20 protein-coding genes and 2 tRNA genes are annotated in these 20,715 nt (G+C 69.3%); 10 read left to right on the top strand and 12 right to left on the bottom strand.

What is annotated here, in order from left to right:
* Positions 1-610 precede the first annotated feature (610 nt).
* The 3 genes from ACBJ59_RS29740 to ACBJ59_RS29730 all read left to right on the top strand — a co-directional run bounded on the left by ACBJ59_RS29740 (position 611) and on the right by ACBJ59_RS29730 (position 1,546).
* The gene (locus ACBJ59_RS29740) at positions 611-1,009 is read left to right on the top strand and encodes a hypothetical protein (protein ID WP_375113495.1); all 399 of its coding nucleotides are present in this window, start codon (positions 611-613) and stop codon (positions 1,007-1,009) included.
* Positions 1,010-1,168: 159 nt separating this feature from the next.
* Entirely contained in the window at positions 1,169-1,300 is a 132-nt protein-coding gene (locus ACBJ59_RS29735; RefSeq protein ID WP_364137099.1) for a hypothetical protein, read from the top strand.
* 6 nt (positions 1,301-1,306) lie between these two features.
* Entirely contained in the window at positions 1,307-1,546 is a 240-nt protein-coding gene (locus tag ACBJ59_RS29730; RefSeq protein ID WP_375113494.1) for a hypothetical protein, read from the top strand.
* Here the strand turns inward: ACBJ59_RS29730 and ACBJ59_RS29725 are convergent.
* The 9 genes from ACBJ59_RS29725 to ACBJ59_RS29685 form a co-directional block, all read right to left on the bottom strand.
* Positions 1,516-2,196, bottom strand: a complete 681-nt coding sequence (locus ACBJ59_RS29725; RefSeq protein WP_375113493.1) for a response regulator — start codon at positions 2,194-2,196, stop codon at positions 1,516-1,518. The two genes, ACBJ59_RS29730 and ACBJ59_RS29725, sit on opposite strands and share 31 nt — an antisense overlap.
* Positions 2,193-4,688 carry a DUF4118 domain-containing protein gene (locus ACBJ59_RS29720; RefSeq protein WP_375113492.1) on the bottom strand — a complete coding sequence of 832 codons (2,496 nt, stop codon included), beginning with the start codon at positions 4,686-4,688 and terminating at the stop codon, positions 2,193-2,195. The genes ACBJ59_RS29725 and ACBJ59_RS29720 overlap by 4 nt, the downstream gene beginning before the upstream one ends.
* 9 nt (positions 4,689-4,697) lie before the next feature.
* A complete protein-coding gene (locus ACBJ59_RS29715; protein ID WP_364137091.1) occupies positions 4,698-5,165 on the bottom strand; it encodes a group II truncated hemoglobin in 468 nt (155 codons plus the stop codon).
* 114 nt (positions 5,166-5,279) lie between these two features.
* Positions 5,280-5,356, bottom strand: a tRNA-Met gene (locus tag ACBJ59_RS29710).
* Positions 5,357-5,462: 106 nt separating this feature from the next.
* Positions 5,463-5,539: transfer RNA gene (locus tag ACBJ59_RS29705), tRNA-Met, on the bottom strand.
* Between the two features lie 57 nt (positions 5,540-5,596).
* The gene (locus ACBJ59_RS29700) at positions 5,597-8,554 is read right to left on the bottom strand and encodes a UPF0182 family protein (protein ID WP_375113491.1); all 2,958 of its coding nucleotides are present in this window, start codon (positions 8,552-8,554) and stop codon (positions 5,597-5,599) included.
* A gap of 129 nt (positions 8,555-8,683) precedes the next feature.
* Positions 8,684-9,730: a PDZ domain-containing protein gene (locus ACBJ59_RS29695; RefSeq protein WP_375113490.1), complete on the bottom strand. Its 1,047-nt coding sequence runs from the start codon at positions 9,728-9,730 to the stop codon at positions 8,684-8,686.
* Between the two features lie 10 nt (positions 9,731-9,740).
* Positions 9,741-10,166: a molybdenum cofactor biosynthesis protein MoaE gene (locus tag ACBJ59_RS29690; RefSeq protein WP_364137085.1), complete on the bottom strand. Its 426-nt coding sequence runs from the start codon at positions 10,164-10,166 to the stop codon at positions 9,741-9,743.
* A 16-nt stretch (positions 10,167-10,182) separates the two neighbouring features.
* A complete protein-coding gene (locus ACBJ59_RS29685; protein WP_375113512.1) occupies positions 10,183-11,256 on the bottom strand; it encodes an NAD-dependent epimerase/dehydratase family protein in 1,074 nt (357 codons plus the stop codon).
* A 130-nt stretch (positions 11,257-11,386) separates the two neighbouring features.
* Here ACBJ59_RS29685 and ACBJ59_RS29680 point away from each other — a divergent pair, with 130 nt between their 5' ends.
* The 3 genes from ACBJ59_RS29680 to ACBJ59_RS29670 are packed head-to-tail and all read left to right on the top strand — an operon-like array spanning position 11,387 to position 14,187.
* On the top strand, positions 11,387-12,610 hold the full coding sequence (locus ACBJ59_RS29680) for a zinc-dependent metalloprotease (protein ID WP_375113511.1): 1,224 nt from the start codon (positions 11,387-11,389) through the stop codon (positions 12,608-12,610).
* Complete coding sequence (locus ACBJ59_RS29675) at positions 12,607-13,167, top strand: NUDIX hydrolase (protein ID WP_375113489.1); 561 nt, start codon at positions 12,607-12,609, stop codon at positions 13,165-13,167. The genes ACBJ59_RS29680 and ACBJ59_RS29675 overlap by 4 nt, the downstream gene beginning before the upstream one ends.
* Before the next feature lie 33 nt (positions 13,168-13,200).
* Positions 13,201-14,187 (top strand): endonuclease/exonuclease/phosphatase family protein, encoded by a 987-nt coding sequence (locus ACBJ59_RS29670; RefSeq protein WP_375113488.1) that lies wholly within the window; start codon positions 13,201-13,203, stop codon positions 14,185-14,187.
* On the opposite strand, the gene ACBJ59_RS29665 is transcribed toward ACBJ59_RS29670, so the two are convergent.
* From ACBJ59_RS29665 to ACBJ59_RS29655, 3 genes are all read right to left on the bottom strand, one after another.
* The gene (locus ACBJ59_RS29665) at positions 14,174-14,758 is read right to left on the bottom strand and encodes a hypothetical protein (RefSeq protein WP_375113487.1); all 585 of its coding nucleotides are present in this window, start codon (positions 14,756-14,758) and stop codon (positions 14,174-14,176) included. The genes ACBJ59_RS29670 and ACBJ59_RS29665 overlap by 14 nt on opposite strands.
* Positions 14,755-15,270 (bottom strand): M48 family metallopeptidase, encoded by a 516-nt coding sequence (locus ACBJ59_RS29660; protein WP_364137078.1) that lies wholly within the window; start codon positions 15,268-15,270, stop codon positions 14,755-14,757. The genes ACBJ59_RS29665 and ACBJ59_RS29660 overlap by 4 nt, the downstream gene beginning before the upstream one ends.
* Positions 15,271-15,337: 67 nt before the next feature.
* Entirely contained in the window at positions 15,338-16,120 is a 783-nt protein-coding gene (locus tag ACBJ59_RS29655; RefSeq protein WP_375113486.1) for an enoyl-CoA hydratase/isomerase family protein, read from the bottom strand.
* Positions 16,121-16,323: 203 nt separating this feature from the next.
* Here ACBJ59_RS29655 and ACBJ59_RS29650 point away from each other — a divergent pair, with 203 nt between their 5' ends.
* The 4 genes from ACBJ59_RS29650 to ACBJ59_RS29635 form a co-directional block, all read left to right on the top strand.
* A complete protein-coding gene (locus ACBJ59_RS29650) occupies positions 16,324-17,781 on the top strand; it encodes a ThiF family adenylyltransferase (protein WP_375113485.1) in 1,458 nt (485 codons plus the stop codon).
* A gap of 62 nt (positions 17,782-17,843) precedes the next feature.
* Positions 17,844-19,196, top strand: a complete 1,353-nt coding sequence (locus ACBJ59_RS29645) for an ABC1 kinase family protein (RefSeq protein ID WP_375113484.1) — start codon at positions 17,844-17,846, stop codon at positions 19,194-19,196.
* A 269-nt stretch (positions 19,197-19,465) separates the two neighbouring features.
* Positions 19,466-19,606 (top strand): hypothetical protein, encoded by a 141-nt coding sequence (locus tag ACBJ59_RS29640; protein WP_375113483.1) that lies wholly within the window; start codon positions 19,466-19,468, stop codon positions 19,604-19,606.
* A gap of 142 nt (positions 19,607-19,748) precedes the next feature.
* Positions 19,749-20,715, top strand: a 967-nt coding sequence (locus tag ACBJ59_RS29635; RefSeq protein WP_375113482.1) for an FG-GAP repeat domain-containing protein, incomplete at its 3' end; no start/stop codon positions are given.

Here is a 20,715-nt window from a genome sequence, read left to right as displayed (position 1 = left end):
ATCATCCTGGCCAACATCCATCCACGATGGACATCAACCAAAGGAATCCGTCACAATCAATCCATGACGGGGTTGTGCATCATGCACTGGCTTTTAACACACTGTTGAGTTCTCAAGAAACGGACGCGTACACCCTCACCAGAACCACTCACGCGGTCCCCGCTCGGAGGCGCTCATTTCGTTTTGTTGTGCTTCGTTCGTTGTGTCTTAATTCTTTCAGCCGTTCAAGTCCCTGTCAAATTGACCGGACCCGCTCGACCTGCAGGAATTAAGCCGCGCCCCTTTCGGAGACAACCCCTCTAACTTACCAGCCCATCCGAACAGATGCGAAACCATCGAAGGATGACCCTGAAGGTAGTGGGATTTGCCGGGCATCTTCGAGGCTCTGGGAGCCCCCTCGATCGCCCTGCGGGAAGCAACTCTAGCAGCCTGCCGCACCCACTCAGGCCTACTCAGGTAATCAGGAGGTTCTTCCCTCACCACCGGACCCTCAAACCTCTGCCATCGACCTCCTGGTCGACACCCGGGGTCAAGCGGTCGGCAAGTCATCCGCAATCGTCCCCAGATACGAAGTACCTACGAGCAGACTGCGCTCTGGGAGGTGGCCGCAATGACCCGGTCGGAGTTCGACGACATCCGCGCGTTCCTCGCCGATGAGGCGACGCACGCCGGAGATCTGCTGCGAGTCGCCAGGACTCTGATCGACGACTTGGAGCACGCCCGCATGCGCGAGGCCGTCCTGCGCACCCACTACCTGCGCCTGCTGACGGCGGCGCGGGCGACGGTGGCGGCCGACACGGTGGACGCGCCCGATGCTTTGGCGTTCATCAAGCATGAGCTGGCCGAGCGCGGCCAGTTGCCGGAGGACGGGGAGGCCGTGCATCGCATCCTGTCCGACGCCCGTACGGCAGCCGCGCTGCTGGCCTGTCTGGAGCAGCCGGTCCCGCAGCGCCCGCGCGGCATGCGCCTGCGCCGCTGCGTCGGAACCGGCCGCACCCTTCCCCGATAGCCCCCTGCGCACGCGGCCGGGCAAGGCGTCGTTGCCGCCCGCTGACGCGATGCCGACTTCCGAAATACCCGCCCTTGGCGGACCGCCTGTAAGACTTCGCATATGTGGCAGCGGGGGCTGAACTGGGCGGCAGTCGTCTTGGTTGGGATATTTGGCCTGATGTGGGTCGGCATCGTGATTTATGCCGATCAGGGGTCATCCCTCTGGATGCGCATCGTGCAAGTCGTCTTCGGGCTCCTGCTGCTGGGCTGGGCCGTTCAGCGAGCGGTCCGGATGGTCAGCAAGGCGTGAAGAGCCATGGAAGACGACAACATCTATCGCATCAGCCGAGACATGGGTGACGATCCACAGACTTCGCTCGTGGACATGTACCAGGACAGGCTCCCCTACCGGCACCGGATCGCCGAGATCGACGACGAGGTCTCACGGGGAATCTCCCGATGGGTACGCGAAGAGGACCCACGCGAATCCGACACCTACGTGAACCCGTTCGAAGACCCCGGCCCCTACGTCGACGAGGACGGCTGGAACCGGTAACCCATCCCCGGCTCGGTCAGCAGGTGCACCGGATGCGCGGGATCGCGTTCGAGCTTGCGCCGCAGCTGGGCCATGTACTGGCGCAGGTAGTGCGTCTCCTTCAGGTAGGAGCTGCCCCAGACCTCGGTCAGCAGCTGGCGCTGGCTGATCAGCTTGCCGGGGTTGCGCAGCAGGATCTCCAGGAAGTGCCACTCCGTCGGCGTCAGGCGTACCCCTCCCGAGATCGTCTTGCCGGCGAGGTCGACGACGTGGTCACCCACCTGCACCGTCGCGTTCTCCCCGTCGTGCTGTCCCGTGCGGCGGGTCACCGCGCGCACCCGCGCGAGCAGCTCGTCGATGCTGAACGGCTTGGTCACGTAGTCGTCGGCGCCGGCGTCGAGGGCGTCCACCTTGTCGGTGCTGTCGGCGCGCCCGGACAGGACGATGATCGGGATCGACGTCCAGCCGCGCAGGCCCTGGATGACCTCCACGCCGTCTAGATCGGGCAGGCCGAGGTCGAGGATGACCAGGTCGGGATGCCAGTCGGCGGCCAGGCGCAGCGCCGTGCCGCCGTCGGGCGCTACCGCGACCTCGTACTGCCTGGCCGCCAGGTTGACGCGCAGCGCCCGCAGGATCTGCGGCTCGTCGTCCACCACGAGGACGCGCGTCACGTGGCCCGCCGCAGCGAGATCGTCATGGTCAGTCCTCCTCCGGGCGTGTCCTCAGGGACCAGCGTGCCGCCCATCGCCTCGGTGAGGCCGCGGGAGAGCGCCAGGCCGAGGCCCACCCCCGCGTGATTGTGGCGATCACCGAGCCGCTGGAACGGCAGGAACACCCTTTCATGCGCATCCGCCGGAATGCCGGGGCCCCTGTCGACGACCCGGATCTCCACGTACTCGCCGTGCCAGCTCGCGCTGACGAGCACGGGCTCCCCGTCCCGGCTGTAGCGGACGGCGTTGGCCATCAGGTTGACGAGGACCCGTTCGAGCAGCGCGGGGTCGGCCTGGAGCTCCGGCAGGTCCGGCGGGATGTCGCTCACGAGTCGGTCGCGCACGGGGCCGAGGTCGTCCACGGCATGCGGCAGGACGTCCTCGATCGCCACCGGTTCGAGCCGCACGCCGAGTGCTCCGGCCTGGAGGCGGCTCATGTCGAGCAGGTTCGAGACGAGCCGGTTCAGCCTGATCAGCGACTCGTCGGCGGTGGCGAGCAGCTCGGCGCGATCCTCGTCCGACCAGGTGACGTCCGTGGCGCGCAGGCTCTCGACCGCGGCCTTGGCGGAGGCGAGCGGCGTACGGAGGTCGTGCCCCACGGCGGCGAGCAGCGCCGTACGCATCCTGTCGGCCTCGGCCAGCGGCTCGGCCCGGTCGGCGGCCTCCCGCAGCCGCTGCTGGCGCAGCGCGACCGCCGCCTGCGCCGCGAACGCCTCCAGCACCCGCCGGTCGCTCGCCTCCAGCAGCCGCCCGCGTGCGGCGAGCACGAGCCGGTCGTCGATCGCGACGTCGGTGTCGGCCGTTCCGGGGCTCGTGGCGGGCAGCCCGCCGGTGGTGGCCACGACGCGCCATCCGCCGGGCTCCTCATCCCGTTCCAGCAGGGTCACCGCGCTCAGCCCGAACGTCTCCCGCATCCGCGCCAGCAACGACGGCAGCGCCCCCTCACCCCGCAGCACGTGACCCGCCAGCGTGGACAGCACCTCGGCGTCGGCCCGCGAGCGCGCCGCGTCCCTGCTGCGCCTGGCCGCCAGGTCCACGACCGTGCTGACCATGGCCGCCACGAGGACGAAGATGGCCAGCGCCAGCACGTTCTCCGGCTCGGCGATCGTCCACGTGTGCAACGGTGGCGTGAAGAACCAGTTGAGCAGCCCGAACCCGAGCACCGCACCCGTCAGCGCCGGCCACATGCCGCCGGTCAGGGCGACACCCACGACGAGCAGCAGGAAGAGCAGGATCTCGCTGGGCAGCGACAGGTCCGTCACGCGGAGCCCGGCCGTGAGCAGCGGCATCCCGAGCAGCACCAGCGCCCATCCGGACAGCCGCCGCCTGCGGGTCAGCGCGGCCCCCGACCTCGGCCGGTAGCGGCCCGCCCCGGTCGCCTCGTGCGGGACCATGTGCACGTCGATCGACCCGGACAGCGCCGTCGTCGTGACGCCCACGCCCCGCGTGAGCAGCCGCTTCCTTCTCGACGTCCCGAGCACGAGCTGGGTGGCGTTCACGCCACGGGCGAACTCGAGCAGCGCGCGTGGCACGTCGTCGCCGACCACCTGGTGGTACGTCCCGCCCAGGTCCTCGACCAGCGCTCGCTGGCGCGCCAGGTGGGCGGGGTCCCCGTCAGTGGTCAGCCCGTCGGCGCTGGTGATGTGCACGGCCAGCAGGTCCGCGCCCTTGCCCCTGGCCGCGACGCGCGCGGCCCGCCGTACGAGCGTGTCCCCCTCCGGCCCTCCCGTGAGGGCGACCACCACCCGCTCGCGCGCCTCCCATGTGCCCGCGATCGAGTGGTCCGTACGGTAGCGCCCGAGTTGCTCGTCCACCTTGTCCGCCACCCAGAGCAGGGCCAGCTCCCGCAGGGCGGTCAGGTTGCCGACGCGGAAGTAGTTGGCGAGCGCGGCGTCCACCCGCTCGGGCAGGTAGACGTTGCCGTGCGCCAGCCGCCGGCGCAGCGCCTCGGGCGACATGTCCACCAGCTCGATCTGGTCGGCCCGCCGCACCACCTCGTCCGGGATGGTCTCCCGCTGCGTCACCCCCGTGATCCGCTCGACGACGTCGTTCAGCGATTCGAGGTGCTGGATGTTGACGGTGGAGACCACGTCGATCCCGGCGTCGAGGATCTCCTCGACGTCCTGCCAGCGCTTGGCGTTGCGGGAGCCGGGGACGTTGGTGTGGGCGAGCTCGTCGACCAGGGCGAGTGTGGGGGCGCGTTCGATGACGGCGGCGGGGTCGAGCTCGGTGAACGTCGCGCCCTTGTACGTCATGGTCTGCCGCGGCAGGACCTCCAGCCCGTCGAGCAGGCGGGCGGTGCGGGCGCGGCCGTGGGTCTCGACGAAGCCCACGACCACGTCCTTGCCGCGCTCGCGGGCGCGGCGCGCCTCGCTGAGCATGGCGTACGTCTTCCCCACCCCGGGCGCCGCGCCCAGGTAGACGCGTAGCCGCCCTCTGGGCCTGCCTCCCATTCCTCCAGGTTAAGGCTGGTACGGCGGCGCGACCCCCCAGCCCCAGTGCGGCACCGGGGCCTGCGGCGGTGGCGTCGCGCCCGGCTGGGAGTTGTGTCTGGCCAGCCGGGTGCCCCATTCGATGTAGCCGGCGAACGCGGCCCTGAACTCGGGGTCGTCGGGCAGCCCGGCCTCGTCGGCCGCGTCCATGAGCAGGTTCACCCACCGGCGGCGCTGCGGCTCGGTGATCGCCTTGCCGAGGTGGTGGCGGAGCATGTTCGGGTAGCCGCCGCGTTCGCTGGTGTAGCGGTCGGGGCCGCCGAAGACCTCGCTCAGCCACATCGCCACGTGTTTCGGGTGGTCCGGGTCCATGTGCGCGAACAACGGGCCGATCAGGTCGTCCTTGACGACGCTGCGGTAGAAGATCTCGGTCAGCCGCTCGAAAGCCGCGGTGCCGCCCGCCCACTCGTAGAGTGTCGGTGCTGCCTTGTCGGTCACGTAATCATGTAATCACCGCGCTGTGCGGCGGACAACCCCTCGCGCGGGCGTTCCGGTGCCGGGGAAAAGAAAAATCCCCGGCCGCCGGATGATCCGGCGACCGGGGATTACGTTTGGTAGCGGGGACAGGATTTGAACCTGCGACCTCTGGGTTATGAGCCCAGCGAGCTACCGAACTGCTCCACCCCGCGTCGGTGTGTTAGTACTTACTATACAGGCCCGGAGGAGTGCTTTGACCGCAACCCTCCACTCACACAGAAGCCCGGGTTTCCGTTTCCGGAACCCGGGCCTCCGAGCTGGTAGCGGGGGCAGGATTTGAACCTGCGACCTCTGGGTTATGAGCCCAGCGAGCTACCGAACTGCTCCACCCCGCGTCGTTGTCGTGCTCCTTAAGGCTATCGGGGACGCGGGGTGGGCGCAAACTGAATGGGCTAAGACGTGTTTCCGGTCGGCGATCCCGTCGGCGACGCCGTCGGGGACGCCGGCGGCGAGGCGCTCGGTGACGCTGCCGGCGAGGCCGTCGGCGACGCTGTGGGCGAGGCTGTGGGCGACGGCTGCGGCTGCTGCGCGTTCGCCCCCTCCAGCGCCTGCAGCGCCTCCTCCAGTCGCTTCTGGGCGTCGCCGTAGGCGTCCCAGTCGGGCGGGCTGGCCTGCAGGGCCTTCTGCGCGTCCGAATAGGCCTTCTTGGCGTTGGAGATCGCCGTGTTCAAGGCCGCGTTGGCCGTGTTGGGCTGGGCCTGTTGCTGATCACTCGGCTGTTGCTGTTGTTGCTGTTGCTCACCGCCGAAGACCTCCTGGAGCGCCTCCTCCAGTGTGCGTGCCACACCGATCTTGCTGCCGAACGACACCAGGACCCGCTGCAGGATCGGGTACGGCTCCTGCCCGCCGCCCGCGGCCACCTGGATGTACACCGGTTCGATGTAGACCAGGCCGCCCGCGTACGGGAGCGTCAGGAGGTTGCCGTAACGGACCGACGAGGCACCCACGCCGAGCAGGTTGAGCTCACCCGCGAACCGGCTCTGGAAGGAGTTTTGCGCCTGGCCGGGGCCGGGGATCGGCGTGCTGGACGGCATCCGCAGGATGCGCATGCGCCCGTAGTCGGAGCCGCCCGACGAGTCGACCGCCATGAACGCCGCCAGGTTGGGCCCCTGCCTCGGCACGAAGGTCGTGGTCAGCGAGAACGCCGGCGAGCCGCCCGGCATCGTGGTGGTGAGGTAGTAGGGCGGCTGCTTGATGTTCTTGTCGCCCTGGGTCGGGTCGCCCGGGACGTTCCAGAAGTCCTGGCCGCTGTAGAAGGCGGCCGGGTCGGTGATGTGGTAGCGCGACAGGGTGTAGCGCTGCACCTTGAACAGGTCTTCCGGGTAGCGCACGTGCTGGCGCAGCTCGGCGCTCATCTCCGTGGCCGGGCGTATGACGCCGGGGAAGGCGTTGCTCCAGGTCTTGAGCACCGGGTCGTTGTTGTCCCAGGCGTAGAGCTTGACCGTGCCGTCGTAGGCGTCGACCGTGGCCTTGACCGAGTTGCGCATGTAGTTGATCTTGTCGCTCGGCTGCTGGGCGATCACGCGGCGGTCGGTCGTCGTGTCGCGCGTCATGTCGCCGAGGCTCTCGCTCTGCGAGTACGGATAGTCGTTGGAGGTCGTGTAACCGTCGACGATCCACTGGATGCGCCCGTCGATGATCGCCGGGTAGGGGTTGCCGTCGAGCGTGAGGAACGGCGCGACCTTCTGGACCCTGTCCCGCGGGTGGCGGACGTAGAGGATCTTGGAGTTGTCGTTGACGTCGCCGGAGAGGACGATGTTGGCCTCGCCGTATTTGGCGGCGTAGAGCAACCGGTTGACGAACGAGCCGACGGGCACGCCGCCCTGGCCGGTGTAGGTCGTGTTCTTCTGGCCCGTGCCGCCCGTCTCCGGGTAGTCGAGCTCCTGCGGGGTGTTCGGGTTGCCGCCCGCGATGACGTATTCGGCGGAGGCCGGGTCCTCGCCGTAGTAGACGCGCGACTCCTTGAGCTTGGTGCTGTTCACCAGCGGGCCGATGACCGGCATGTCCTTGGCGTCGTAGGCGGGCAGGCCGCTGGAGTCGACCTGGTTGCCGGGCGCGGCGACGAAGCCGTAGCCGTGGGTGTAGACCAGGGCCCGGTTGATCCAGTTGTTCTGGCCCTCGGGCGGGCTGGTCAGCTCGCGGACGCCGACGACGTGGTCGATCAGCTTGCCGGTGCTGTCGGGATAGCGGTCGACGTCGAGCGAGTCGGCGAAGCTGTAGAAGCCCCTGATGCGCTGCGTCTGCTCGTACGTCGAGGACACCAGGGCCGGGTCGAGCAGGCGTACGCCGGAGACCGAGGTGTCGCCGTTGGCCTGGACCTTGGTCGGGTCGGCCTGCGCGTTGTAGGTCTCGACCTCGGTCTTGTCGACGTTGTACGCCTCCCGCGTGGCCGCGATGTTGCGCTGGATGTAGGCGGCCTCCTTGCCCTGCTGGTTGGGCTTGACCTGGAACTGCTCGACCAGCGCCGGGTAGACGCCGCCGATCAGGATGGCCGAGAGCACGAGGAGGCCGAAGGAGACCCCGGGCAGCATGCCGCCGGGGCGCACCACGCCCGCGAAGAAGAGCGCGGCGCAGATCAGCGCGATGATCGCGAGGATGGTCTTGGCCGGCAGCACGGCGTTGACGTCGGTATAGGAGGCGCCGTGGACGAAGCCCCGGTCGGAGAAGACCAGCCCGAAGCGGTCGATCCAGTAGGCGACGGCCTTGAGCAGCACGAAGATGCCCAGCAGCGCCGACAGGTGGATCCGGGCCGCCCTGGAGGCGTGCACGCCGGGCGACTGCAGGCGGAACCCGCCGTAGAGATAGTGCGTGATCGCCGCCAGCACGATCGAGATGATCACGGCGGTGAACAGGAAGTTCAGCACCATCCGGATGAACGGGTAGTCGAACATGAAGAACGAGATGTCCATCCCGAACAACTGGTCCTGCTTGCCGAACGACGCGCCGTTGATGAACTGCAGCCACGTCTTCCACTGCCCCGAGAACGAGGAGCCGGAGAAGAGGGCGAGCAATCCCATGCCGACGATGAAGATCAGCTTTCGGTGGGGGTCGAGCGCCATGCGGTAGCGGTCGGCGCCGCTGCCCCCGCCGAACATCGCGGGCCCGAACATCGGCCGGGTCCGGAAGGCCAGCAGCATGTTGCCGCCCGCGATGCCGACCATCAGCACCGCTCCGACCAGGAACAGCACGATCTGGGTCAGCACCACGCCGCTGAAGACCGAGGTGAAGCCGGTCGAGTCGAACCACAAATAGTCGGTGTAAATACCGGAAAAAAGGAAGAATAGCGCAACAATCGCCACAAGGGCGATCGCCACAGGCAGAAGCAGTCGCGGTCGGCGGGGCAAGCGCATTGCCCTGCCGGCTCCTGGGGTCCGGAAGCTCAAGGCCAACCCCTCGTCGTAATGAAGAAACGGTCCGTGTCTGGCAACCTACACCGCGGTGCCAGCCCTACGACTAACGCACGGCGATCGCCAGAAGTTTCATCCGGCCTCGCATGCGGGCACGTTGCCCTTGCCCGTGCGCAGCGCGTCGAGCGCCTGCACGGCGTCGTGCAGCGTGTCCGCCCTGACCAGCCGCAGGCCGTCAGGGACGGCCTTGGTGGCCTCGGCGCAGTTTCCGGCGGGGGTCAGGAAGATCGTGGCGCCGGAATCCTTGGCGCCGACCATCTTCTGCGCGATCCCGCCGATCGCGCCGACCTCGCCGCCCGGGTTGATGGTGCCGGTGCCGGCGATCTTCTTGCCACCGGTCAGCTCGCCGGGCGTGAGCTTGTCGAGTATGCCGAGCGAGAACATCAGCCCGGCGCTGGGCCCGCCGACGTCGCCCACGTTGATGTCGACGTCGAACGGGAACTCGTAGCCGGTCTGCATCTTCACGCCCACCAGGGTCTGCCCCTCGGGACCGGCCACGGTCGGCACGGTGATGTCGACCTTCTCCTTGCCCCGCGTGACGTTGAAGGCGACGCTCTCGCCAGGTTTGTGCGTCTTGACCGTGTCGGCCACGACGGTGACGTCTTTGGCCGCCTTGCCGTCGACCGAGTTGATCTCGTCGCCCTTCTGCAGCTTGCCGTCGGCGGGCATGCCCTTCTCCGTCGAGGCGACCTGCACGAACGCGCGGAAGGTGATCTTGAGCTCGGTGAGCGCGGCGGCGGTGGCCGAGTCTTGGGAACTGGTCATCTCGACCGTGTTCTCCTCCTCGACCTCCTTCTGGGTGCGGTCGGGCGCGAAGATGGTCTCCTGGGGGACCACGGCCACGGTGGGGTCGAGCCAGCCGCGCAGGGCCGTCAGCAGGTCGATGTTGGCGGCGGGGCCGCCCTGGTAGGCCACCGTGACCAGGCTCAGCGCGCCGGTGGTCGGGTAGGTCTGCCTGCCCTTGATCGAGATCACGGGCTTCTTGTCGACCTCGCCGATGGTGTTCTCCGTCGGGCCGGGGCTCAGCACGACGTACGGGACCGGCCTGAACGCGCCAGTCACCCCGAGCGCGAGGACCAGGAATCCCGCGAGCAGCAGGGTCAGGGCGCGTCGTGACATGTCGATGAGCCTATTCGCCGGCGCCGACCCACTCGGTCTCGCCGTCGGCGAACACCTGATGTTTCCAGATGGGGACCTGCGCCTTGAGGTCGTCGATCAGCCGGCGCGCGGCCTCGAACGCCTCGCCCCTGTGCGGCGCGGCGACGGCCACGATCACGGCCGCGTCGCCCAGCTCCAGATCGCCCACGCGGTGCACGGCGGCCAGCGCCGTCACGGGGAAGTCGGCCGCCACCTTCTCCGCGACCTGCCGCAGCTCGGCCTCGGCCGACGGGTGCGCCGAGTAGGAGAGCCGGGTCACCGGCTTGCCGTGATCCTGCTCCCGCACGGTGCCCACGAAGAACGTGGTGCCACCGGCGGCGTGGTCTCCCACGGCGGCCAGCACCTCGTCGACGGAGAGCGGGGTGTCGCGTATGCCGAGCAAGCGGATGACGTCCACGGAAAAAGCCTAACCTTTACGAGCGGCGCTTCTTACGCACCTGGCGAACGATCGCGGCGGTGCCGATGACGGCCACGGTGGCCCCGGCGGCGGTGAGCGTGGCCTCCTTGACCGGCAGGCGCCGGCCGACCACGGTCGTCCTCTTCTCGCGCAGTTCGAGGAGTTGCTCGAACGCGGCCTCGTTCGTCCACGACGGCTTCCAGCCGGCCTCGCGCAGCGCCGCGCAGGCGACCACCCACGGGTAGACGACGTAGTGCAGATCGGTCGCGGGGGCCGGGGTGATGCCGAGGCGGTGCAGGCGCTGGGCCGTGCCGAACGTGAGCCCCGCCGGCAGCTCGAGGCTGCGGATGCCGGACAACTCCTCGACCTGCTCCTGCTCCAGCCAGCCGTCGCAGCCGACCGCCACCACGCCGGTGACCACGCCGCGCGCGGCCAGTTCGAGCGCCGAGACCAGGTCGTCGATGTGGCAGAACTGCCAGTGGGGGCTGCAGCCCTTGACGGTCAGGAGCCGGGGCGACTCGAAGTGGCGGGTGATCACGGTGTCGACGCCCGGGCCGACGACCGCTGCCGGGCGCAGGACGGTCACCTCCAGGCCCGGATGGCTGCGCAGCGACCTGCGTACGAGGGACTCGATCTCCAGGAAGTCGCCCACCACGCCGGTGTCGGGCTCGGCCGCCACGGGGGCGTCCTCCGGCAGCGGCACCTCGTTGTCGGGCGCGGCGCCGTACACCATCGCGCTCGTGACCAGTACCACCCGGCGCACGCGCGCGGCCGCGCTGGCCGTCAGCACCGTCTGGGCGGCGCGCAGGTTGTACGCCCGCCGCTCGCCGGGGTCGGAGTCGACGGCGTAGTCACCGGCCAGATGGACCAGGACATCTATGTCGGAGATCCGGTTCGCCAAGAGCGGATCTCGTACGTCGATCACCCTCCACGTGGCTTCCTGGACGTCGCCGCGCTCGTCGTCGATGGCCACCACTCTGCGGAAATCCGCGGAGGATACGAGCCTTGCGAGCACTTCGCGGCCTAGGCCGGAGGCCGCGCCCGTTACGGCGACGACGGGTTGGCGCGGGCGTTTCGAGGTAGGCACCAGGTCCTCACTTTGCACTGATCCGCCGTAGGACGACTAACGTGGCGGATGTGGACTCCTCCATCCTGCACGAGGTAGAGCGGTGACTGACCTGCCAGGTCGCGAAAACGACCCCAACGAGAACCCGTTCGCCATGTTCGGCAACCCTGAGCAGATGGCTCAGGCGATGCGCCAGTTCGCCGACATGCTGTCGGCGCCCCAGGGTTCGGGCCCTGTCAACTGGGACATGGCGAAGAACATCGCCCGGCACGCCGTGGTCGCCCAGGGCGACCCGAGTGTCATGGAAGGCGAGCGCCGCCAGATCGTCGAGGCGCTGAGCCTGGCCGACCTGTGGCTGAACGAGGCGACGACGCTGCCCAGCGGCGTGTCGAACCCGCAGGCCTGGAGCCGGTCCGAGTGGATCGAGAACACGATCCCGATCTGGCGCAAGCTCTGCGAGCCGATCGCCGAGCGCATGGTCGAGACCATGGGCGGCGCTCTCGGCGGCTCCGGGCTGCCCCCGGAGGCCCAGCAGATGGCCGGGCCGCTGATGGGCATGCTGAAGCAGATGGGCGGCATGATGGTCGGCCAGCAGATCGGGCAGGCGCTCGGCTCGCTGGCCCGCGAGGTGGTCGGCACCACCGACATCGGCCTGCCCCTGTCCGACACGGCCGCGCTGCTGCCCGGCGGCATCTCCTCCTTCAGCGAGGGCCTGGAGATCCCGGCCGACGAGATCAGGCTCTATCTGGCGCTGCGCGAGGGCGCGCACCACCGGCTGTTCCAGCACGTTCCGTGGCTGCGCTCGCACCTGCTGGGGGCGGTCGAGGAATACGCCAAGGGCATCACGGTCGACACCTCGGCGCTCGAGGAGCAGATCCGCGGGCTCGACATCAACAACCCCGAGGCCATCCAGGAGGCGCTGAGCGGGGGCAACCTGCTCAAGCCCGAGGAGACCGAGCGGCAGAAGGCCGCGCTGGCGCGGCTGGAGACGATGCTCGCGCTGGTCGAGGGCTGGGTGGCGACGGTGGTCGACCAGGCCGCCGAGGGCAAGTTGCCCTCCGCCGTGGCGCTGGCGGAGACCGTACGCAGGCGGCGGGCGACCGGCGGGCCGGCCGAGCTGACGTTCGGGACGCTGGTGGGGCTGGAGCTGCGGCCCAGGCGGCTGCGCGAGGCCGGGGCGCTGTGGCGGGCGCTGGAGAGCGAGCGCGGCCTCGAGGGGCGCGACGCGCTGTGGGGCCACCCCGACCTCATGCCGACGGCCGACGATCTCGACGACCCCGAGGCGTTCGTACGCGGTGAGGCGGCCTGGGACATCTCCCAGCTCGACACCAAGCCCAACGACGAGGGTGATGACGACGGCGAGGGCGGCAAGAGTTGAGCCTGCACGCCGACGCGGTGGCGGTGCTGTCCTCGTGGACCGCGCCGACCGCCGAGGAAGAGGCGCTGCGTACGCAGTTCCTCGACCACCTGAGGACGCATGACGACGCGATGCTGCGCGAGTGCGTTCCCGGGCACCTGACGGCGACGACCGCGGTGCTGTCGCACGACGGCGCCAAGGTGCTGCTCACGCTGCACCCGAAGGCCAAGATGTGGCTGCCCATGGGCGGTCACTGTGAAATTTCCGACACGTCCCTCGCGGCGGCTGCCCTGCGAGAGGCGTGGGAGGAGTCGGGAATTTCCGGGCTTGAGCTGCTGCCCGGGCCGCTCGCGGTCGACAAGCACGCCGTGTGGTGCCATCCGCCGCAGAGCTGGCATCTCGACGTCGAATACGCGGCGGTGGCGCCTCCCGGTGCCGAGGCCGTGATGAGCGACGAGTCGCTCGACCTGCGCTGGTTCGCCGTGGAAGAGATCCCGGAGCTGTCCGACGAGGCGACGCGGCGGTTGGCCGCACGTGGACAGGCCGCGCTCAGCTCGGGTGCACGCGTGCTTGGCTAGAGTCCATTGGGTCGTTCCAAATGGGGGGCTTGTGTGGAGACTTCGGCGGTCGGCGGCACCATCGTGACACCCGTACGCAAGCGCCGGAAGTTCCCCGCAACGGCGTTGACCTGGGTGGCCGTGACCCCGTTCGCGGCCTGGGCGGTGGCCAGGGTGGCCGGGCTGGAGCGGGGCTCGCTGCCCACGCAGCTCATGACCGCCACCCCCTACGCCGCGGCGGGCTCGCTGGTCCCCCTCCTGATCGCCGCCGTCGGCCGCAAGCGCGCCGCGACCGCCGTCGCGCTGCTCGCGACGACGGCGCTCGGCTTCAGCGTGCTGCCCAGGGCGCTGGGCACCGCGGACAGCGCGGGCGGCAGGCCGCTCAAGGTCATGACGATCAACATGTTGTTCGGCCGGGCCGACATCGCGACGATCATGCAGCTGGTCCGCGAGTTCGACCCCGACGTGCTGAGCACCCAGGAGCTGACCCCCGGAGCGGTCTCCGACCTCGACACGGCCGGGCTCAAGGAGCTCATGCCGCATCGCGTGCTCCAGGACGAGTGGAGCGCGGGCGGGAGCGGGATCTACTCCAAGCACCCGGTCGAGGCGTTGTGGGACCTGATGCCGCCGGTCGGGCACCAGATGCCCGCGGCGCTGATCTCGCTGCCCGGGGGCCGGCCGATCGAGTTCATCGACGCGCATCCGTTCCCGCCGCTGGGCCCGCAGGTCAGCGAGTGGAACCAGGCGCTGGCGGCCTTTCCCTCCGCCTCCGCCGACCGGGTGCGGATCATCGCGGGCGACTTCAACGCCTCGCTCGACCACGCCGCCATGCGCGGGCTGCTGTCGCGGGGCTACAAGGACGCGGCCGACCAGGTGGGGGCCGGGCTGATCCCGACCTGGCCGGCGAACAAGCGGGTGCCGCCGATCATCACGATCGATCACGTGCTGGTGGATCAGCGGGTGGGGGTGCGGGAGGTCAGCGTGCGCGACGTGCCGGGCACCGACCACCGGGCCGTGCTGGCCGAGCTCACCGTGCCCTGATCAGGGCCCTGGTGTTGTCCCAGCCTTCGAGGCCGGGGTCCAGGCGTTCGACGTCCTCGCGCGTGCGCAGGCGGTGCCAGCCCGGGGTCGTGGCGACCTTGCGCGGGCCGGGGGCCTGGGCGCGCAGGTCCTTCACCACGTCGTACGCGTCCAGATCGGGCTCCGCCCAGGCCGGCAGGGGCAGCGCGCAGGCCATGGCCACGGCTCCGCCGTTCTCCGCCGGGCAGATCGCGATCTCGGCCCGGCCCAGCTCCCTGAACAGCTTGCCGACCAGCAGGGGCGGCAGGTCGGGGGCGTCGGCGTTGATCACGGCGGCCTGGTCGGCCTGGAGGCGTCCGAGCGTGAGCTTCAGCGGCTCGCCGTCAGGGATGGTGATCACTTCGGTGCCGGGCCAGACGATGTCGTCCAGGCCAGGGACGCTGGTGATCAGCACCGGGGTGACGAGTTCGAGGCCCGCGACCATCTCGTAGGTGTCCTCCGCTACCGCCTCCAGGAACTCCCTGGGATCGACGCCCGGTGGCGCTGCCTGCGCCATGTGCTGTCTCACCAGGACCGCGGCGATGCGGGTCAACACTCCTCCGGTGCCGTGTGGGCCGCGGCGGAGAACCCCTCGAGGAACCCGCGGGCCCGCTCCGCCTTGGGATACTGTTCTACCAGCGCCCAGAACTTGGGCCCGTGGCTGGGCACCAGCAGGTGCACCAGCTCGTGGATGATCACATAGTTGATGACCCACTCGGGCAGGCCCTTGAGCCTGGTGGAGATCCGGATCGTACCGGTCTCCGGGGTGCACGAGCCCCAGCGGTGCTGCTGGTTGTCGACCCAGCGCACGCTCACCGGGTCGGGCTCGCCGTCCAGGTATTTCGCGGACAGCTCCTTGGCCCGCTCCAGCAAAATCTCGTCGGTCGGCCTTCGCCGTTTTTCCTTCGCGGCCAGCCGATCCAGCATCCGGCTCACCCATTCATCCGCGTCTTCGCCGCTCAGCCAGGCGGGCAGGAGCACGATCGTCTTGTCGCCGTCGCGGTAGGCGGAGACCGTACGCCGGCGACGAGAACTGCGACGAACCTCGACTGTCTCGGGGGGCACATATGCACGGTAGCCGAGACTGGCGAAATTCCACAGAGGGTGGACGTTGTTTCTGCTGGTCAGATGATTAAGAGCCGGTGAATTTGGGCATGCGCCTTTCCCGATGGGCGGCCAGGCCCTCGATCATGTCCGCGGAGGCCATGGTCACGGGCTGGGCCAAGGATTCCCACCTCAGGGCGGCTTCCATGTCCTGATGGTCGTGGTTCAGGGCCACTTTGGTGAGCCTGGTAGCAATCGGAGCGTTCTGCGCGATCTTCGCCGCGATGCCCTGAACTTCCGACATTAGGTCATTTTTCGGGAAAGATTGATTTACCAGGCCTTTATCTGCCGCTTCCGTCCCGGACATGCTGCGACCGGTCAGCAACATCTCCCGCGCCACGCCCGCGCCGGCCCTCCTGGGGATCAGGTACGTGGCCGCCATGCCCGGGTGCAGCCCCAGCGACGTGAACGGGGCCAGCAGCTTGGCGTCGTCGGCGGCGTACACGAGGTCGCAGGCCAGCGCCACGCACAGACCCGCCCCCACGGCCGGGCCGTTGACGGCGGCGATCGTGGGGATCTCGAGCTCTGCGATCATCAACCAGGTGCGGTAGAAGGCCAGCATGCGGTCACGCAGCCGCGGCACGGCCTCGGCGCCCCGCTCCCCGATCCACGACAGGTCACCGCCGGACGAGAAGGCCGTCCCGGCACCCGTGACGACGAGACAGCGGGCCTCGCGGTCGGCGGCCAGCTCGGACATGGTTTCGCGCCACTGGGCCGTCATGGTGTCGGTCATGGCGTTGCGCATGTCGGGGCGGTTGAGGGTGATGAGTACGACTCCGTCGTCTTTGCGATCAACCAAGAGCTCGTTCATGCGGGGAAGCGTAACCCGCCCGCCGCACGTTCGATCGCCCGCGACCACCTTCCTGCACCCTTCCCCACCGCCTTTGTGAGCCGGCTGGACCGCCTCCACTGAGCCCCCGCTCGTCCACAGGCTGAGCCGCCCCGCCCGTAGTTATCCACAGCTGCAGCGGAACCCTCTCGGGATCTTGTTCAGGCGTGGAAACCTTTCCCGCCATGAGGCCACGTGTGAAGCCCACCCTCCGGCATATCGTCCGCGACGAGCACGCCATGCAATACGGCGTGCACCCCCTCCGAGCAGTCATGCTGAGCGGCTTCACCAAACCCGTCCTCCAGTGGATCGAGGGCCTCGACGGCACCCGCGACCTGGAGTCCGTCCTGCGCGACGCGGCCCTCGCCGGCCTCGACGAGGACCGTGCCCGATCCCTGCTCGACCAGCTCACCGCCCAGGGCGCCCTCCACGACGCCGCGGCCGGCCCCGGATCTCTCCGCGACCTCCCGCTGGCGGAGAGGGACCGCCTCAAGCCAGAGCTCGACGCCCTCGACCTCGGCTCCACCGCGCCGGACGGCATGATCGCCCTGTTCGAGCGCCGCCGGGCGTCGCGGGTGCGCGTCTACGGGGCCGGCCGGGTCGGCGCGCAGGTCGTCGCCCTGCTCGCGGCCGCCGGGGTGGGCAACATCCGGGTGATCGATCCGGGCAAGACCCGTCCGGCGGACATCACGCCCGGGGGCCTCACGTGGGCGGAGGTCGGCATGCCCCGTGAGGCGGCGGCGGTCGCGGTCGTCAGGAGGCTCACCTCGGGCGGCCCGGCATCCGCCGAACCCGACGAGCTCGACACCGCCCCCGCCGAACCCACCGCACCAGGCCCGACCCGTGGAGCCACCGGACCAGGCCGCCGTACCGGTGTCACCACCCCACCCGGCCAGGCAGCCCCCGCCGCCGGCAGGGCTGGAGGGGCCGCCGGATCCGCAGCCGGCGCCACGGGGAAGCGCGGTGCCTACGACGACCACGGTTCGAGGAGGCCACGGGAACCGGTGAAGGGGCGTGACTCCCGGAAGGCAGCTGGCTCACCGACCCAAGCCGTGGGGCCCGCGGTGCATCCCACCGAGCGGGCGAGCGACGACACCGGGGAATCCGGGAGGTCCTGCGAATCGTTCCGACCCACGGTGAACGCGCTGGCCGGTGGGCCGTACCTCGCGGACAGGTCCGACCGCCCCGACCTCGTCATCCTGGCACCGGTCACCCCTCTCGACGGGGTGCTGATCAACGACCTCAACTCCTTGCGCATCCCCCACCTCCTGGTGTCCGCCTTCGAGGGCCATGGGACGGTCGGCCCGCTGGTCCTGCCCGGGACCACGGCGTGCCTGCACTGTCTCGACCTGACGCGGCGCGACCGGGACCCCGACTGGCCGATCGTCACCGCCCGGTTGGGCGGCTACCCGCCCGGCGAGATCGCGTGTGACGTGGCGCTCGCGACCGCCGTCGCGGCCGGGGCGGTCGGCCATGCGCTTGCTCATCTCGACGGCAGGGAGTCCGCTGTGACCAACGGCACAATCGACGTAACCCCTGATTGGCGCTGGAAAAGGCGGTCGTGGAGGGCCCACCCGCAATGTCGTTGTATGCGAAACAATCCATATTCGCTAAGAATGGTCATGGCACCCAACCGCGACTGACGTGCTCAGAGGACGACCACGAAGGGGGGAAGCGGTATCTCGCCGAGGTTCCGCGCATCAGTGTGAGCGATCTTCCGCGCCGTGCTGTCACGCGTTCGGCCAAGCTGGCAGCCCTTCCACTCGGCTTCGCGGGCCGCGCCGCCCTCGGGTTGGGCAAACGTATCGGCGGCAAGCCGGCGGAAATCGTGGCCCAGGAAGTGCAGCAGCGCACCGCCGAACAGATCTTCAAAGTGCTCGGGGAACTCAAGGGCGGCGCGATGAAGCTGGGCCAGGCGCTGTCGATCTTCGAGGCGGCGCTGCCACAGGAGATCGTCGGGCCCTATCGCGCCACGCTGACCAAACTGCAGGACGCGGCGCCGCCGCTTCCCGTGTCCACGGTCCACAAGGTGCTGACGGAGCAGCTGGGTGACGACTGGCGGGAGCACTTCCTGTCGTTCGACGACCAGCCGACGGCGGCCGCCTCGATCGGCCAGGTGCACCGGGCCGTGTGGCATGACGGCAGGGAGGTGGCCGTCAAGATCCAGTACCCGGGGGCGGGCAAGGCCCTGCTCGGCGACTTCGCGCAGCTCGCGCGCCTGGGCAAGCTGTTCGGCGTGCTGCTGCCCGGTCTCGACATGAAGGCCGTGCTGAGCGAGTTGCGCGAGCGGGTCGCCGAGGAGCTCGACTACCTGCGGGAGGCAGAGGCTCAGCACGCCTTCGCCCTGGAGTTCCACAACGACCCCGACTTCCACGTGCCGGACGTGGTGGCGGCGAACGAGATGGTGCTGGTCAGCGAGTGGATGGACGGCACACCGCTGTCGCGCATCATCACTGAGGGCACCCAGGAGCAACGTGACCGGGCCGGCCTGCTTTTCGTCCGCTTCCTGTTCTGCTCCCCCGCCCGCGTCGGGATGCTGCACGCCGACCCCCATCCGGGCAACTTCCGCATGCTGGCCAACGGCAAGCTCGGCGTCCTCGACTTCGGCGCCGTCAACCGGCTGCCGGACGGCTACCCCAAGGCGTTCGGCCAGCTGACGCGCATCTTCAACCAGGGCGACATGGAAACCGTCACGGCCGGCCTGCGGCAGGAGGGCTTCATCCGCGAGGGCATCGAGATCGATCCTGACGCCCTGCGTGCCTTCCTCGCGCCGTACGTGGAGCCGACGGCGGTGGAGGAGTTCACGTTCAGCCGGGAGTGGCTGCAGGCGCAGGCGGCCAGCGTCACGGACCTCCGGCCGACCAACGTGATCCGCCAGCTCAACCTGCCGACGTCGTACGTCCTCATCCACCGGGTCCATGCGGCGGGCATCGGCGTGCTGTGCCAGCTCGGCACCACGGCCCGGTTCCGGGACGAGGTGATCCGCTGGGTGCCCGGCTTCGCCGACGACCCCGACCACGACCCCGACCCCAACGACGAACCCCTGGCCATCGGCTAAGCACACCCACGTCAGCCCCGCCCCGGTCGTTTCCGTCCTCGCGACGTACAGGCAGTCCACGGGTCGCGAACGCCTCCGGCGGTTCCGCCAGTCCGGAGTTGCCGCCAGTCCCAGGATTGCCGACGGTTCCGGGTGCTGGGTCTGGGAGTGAGGGGTGCCCAGGCAGCCTGGCCACGATCACAGCCTCATGGGGCCGGGCAGCCATCCCTGGGCCGGTCCCGCGTAGCGGTCTCCGAGCCTGTGCGGCGCTTCTGATCATCCTTGCCACCGTGCTCGGCCGGGATCCGCGCCCCCATGGCCTGACGAACGCCGAGACCCGCACCGTCGGGCAAGGGACGCACTCCCACGCCGAGACCCGCACCTCCGGGCAGGGGACGCACTCCCACGCCGACGCCTTCCGCATGGGCTGAGGGTCGCCGACCTGCGAGGACGGGGCGCCCCTGTGCCGGATGAAAGGCGCTGAAAGGGCGTTGCAGGGGATTTCCAGCACCGCTCGACACTCTGGCGTTGCTCGGGGCCGAACAACCGGCCCCATCACCCGGAGGAAACCCCATGTCGAGCTCGTCAACCCCCGTCCGCCTGCTGGCCGGTCTCGCGTTCATCGCCGCGACGTTCTCCTTCACCGCCCTGGACGTCGCGGCCACGCCCCAGGCCGCGTACGCCGCCAGCTTCCCGGACGGGAAGATCACCCGGTCCGAGGTGCTGGCACGCGCCCAGAACTGGGTCGACCGCAACGTCCGCTACAACCTGACGCGCTGGCCCAACACCCTGGTCACGGACGCGGAGGGGGACAACAAGTACGGGCCGGACTGCTCCGGCCTGGTCTCCATGGCCTGGCACATCACCGCGAACTCCGGCAAGGGCGGCAACAGCACGGTCGATTTCGAAGGCTATTCCGGAAAGATCACCCTGGGGAGTCTCCACGACCTCAAGCCCGGGGACGCGATCCTCCGCGACGGGCACATGGAGCTCTTCGCCCGATGGAAGAACGAGCAGGACCACTCCCAGGGAGCGTGGACCTACTCCCTCAACGGCGGCAACGACTCCGACGGCGACGGATGGGAGGACGACTGGGCCAAGGGCCCGGCCGTCAACTCCCACGGCAAGCGCGGGGACGAGTCGTGGGCGAGCATGCAGACCTACACGCCCATCCGGTACCGGAACATCGTCGACGACCACGTACCCGTACGCGGCGCGGACTTCAACGGTGACGGGATCGGCGACATCTTCTCCGAGACGACCGGCACGCTGACCATCTGGAACGGCAAGGGCAGCAACAACTTCACCACCCACCAGGAAGTCGGCGGCGGCTGGGCGGCCTTCAGCAAACCCGTCGCCGGCGACTACAACAACGACGGCATCAGCGACCTGGCCGCCATCAAGAACGGCAACACCCTGCACATCTGGAACGGCCAAGGCAACAACACCTTCAGCACCGCCCACGAAGTCGGCGCCGGCTGGGGCCCCTACGACGGCACCCTGACCTCGATCGGCGACGTCAACCGCGACGGCCACGACG

Source organism: Nonomuraea sp. MTCD27 (assembly GCF_041950495.1).
Lineage (GTDB): Bacteria > Actinomycetota > Actinomycetes > Streptosporangiales > Streptosporangiaceae > Nonomuraea.
This window is presented reverse-complemented; position numbering and strand designations above follow the sequence as displayed.

Bases quoted from the DNA above. Each gene is read 5' to 3' on its own strand.
- ACBJ59_RS29740 (WP_375113495.1), top strand. From the start codon at position 611: ATGACCCGGTCGGAGTTCGACGACATCCGCGCGTTCCTCGCCGATGAG.
- ACBJ59_RS29720 (WP_375113492.1), bottom strand. From the start codon at position 4,688: ATGGGAGGCAGGCCCAGAGGGCGGCTACGCGTCTACCTGGGCGCGGCG.
- ACBJ59_RS29695 (WP_375113490.1), bottom strand. From the start codon at position 9,730: ATGTCACGACGCGCCCTGACCCTGCTGCTCGCGGGATTCCTGGTCCTC.
- ACBJ59_RS29650 (WP_375113485.1), top strand. From the start codon at position 16,324: ATGAGGCCACGTGTGAAGCCCACCCTCCGGCATATCGTCCGCGACGAG.
- ACBJ59_RS29735 (WP_364137099.1), top strand. From the start codon at position 1,169: ATGTGGGTCGGCATCGTGATTTATGCCGATCAGGGGTCATCCCTCTGG.
- ACBJ59_RS29680 (WP_375113511.1), top strand. From the start codon at position 11,387: ATGTTCGGCAACCCTGAGCAGATGGCTCAGGCGATGCGCCAGTTCGCC.
- ACBJ59_RS29730 (WP_375113494.1), top strand. From the start codon at position 1,307: ATGGAAGACGACAACATCTATCGCATCAGCCGAGACATGGGTGACGAT.
- ACBJ59_RS29655 (WP_375113486.1), bottom strand. From the start codon at position 16,120: ATGAACGAGCTCTTGGTTGATCGCAAAGACGACGGAGTCGTACTCATC.
- ACBJ59_RS29700 (WP_375113491.1), bottom strand. From the start codon at position 8,554: ATGCGCTTGCCCCGCCGACCGCGACTGCTTCTGCCTGTGGCGATCGCC.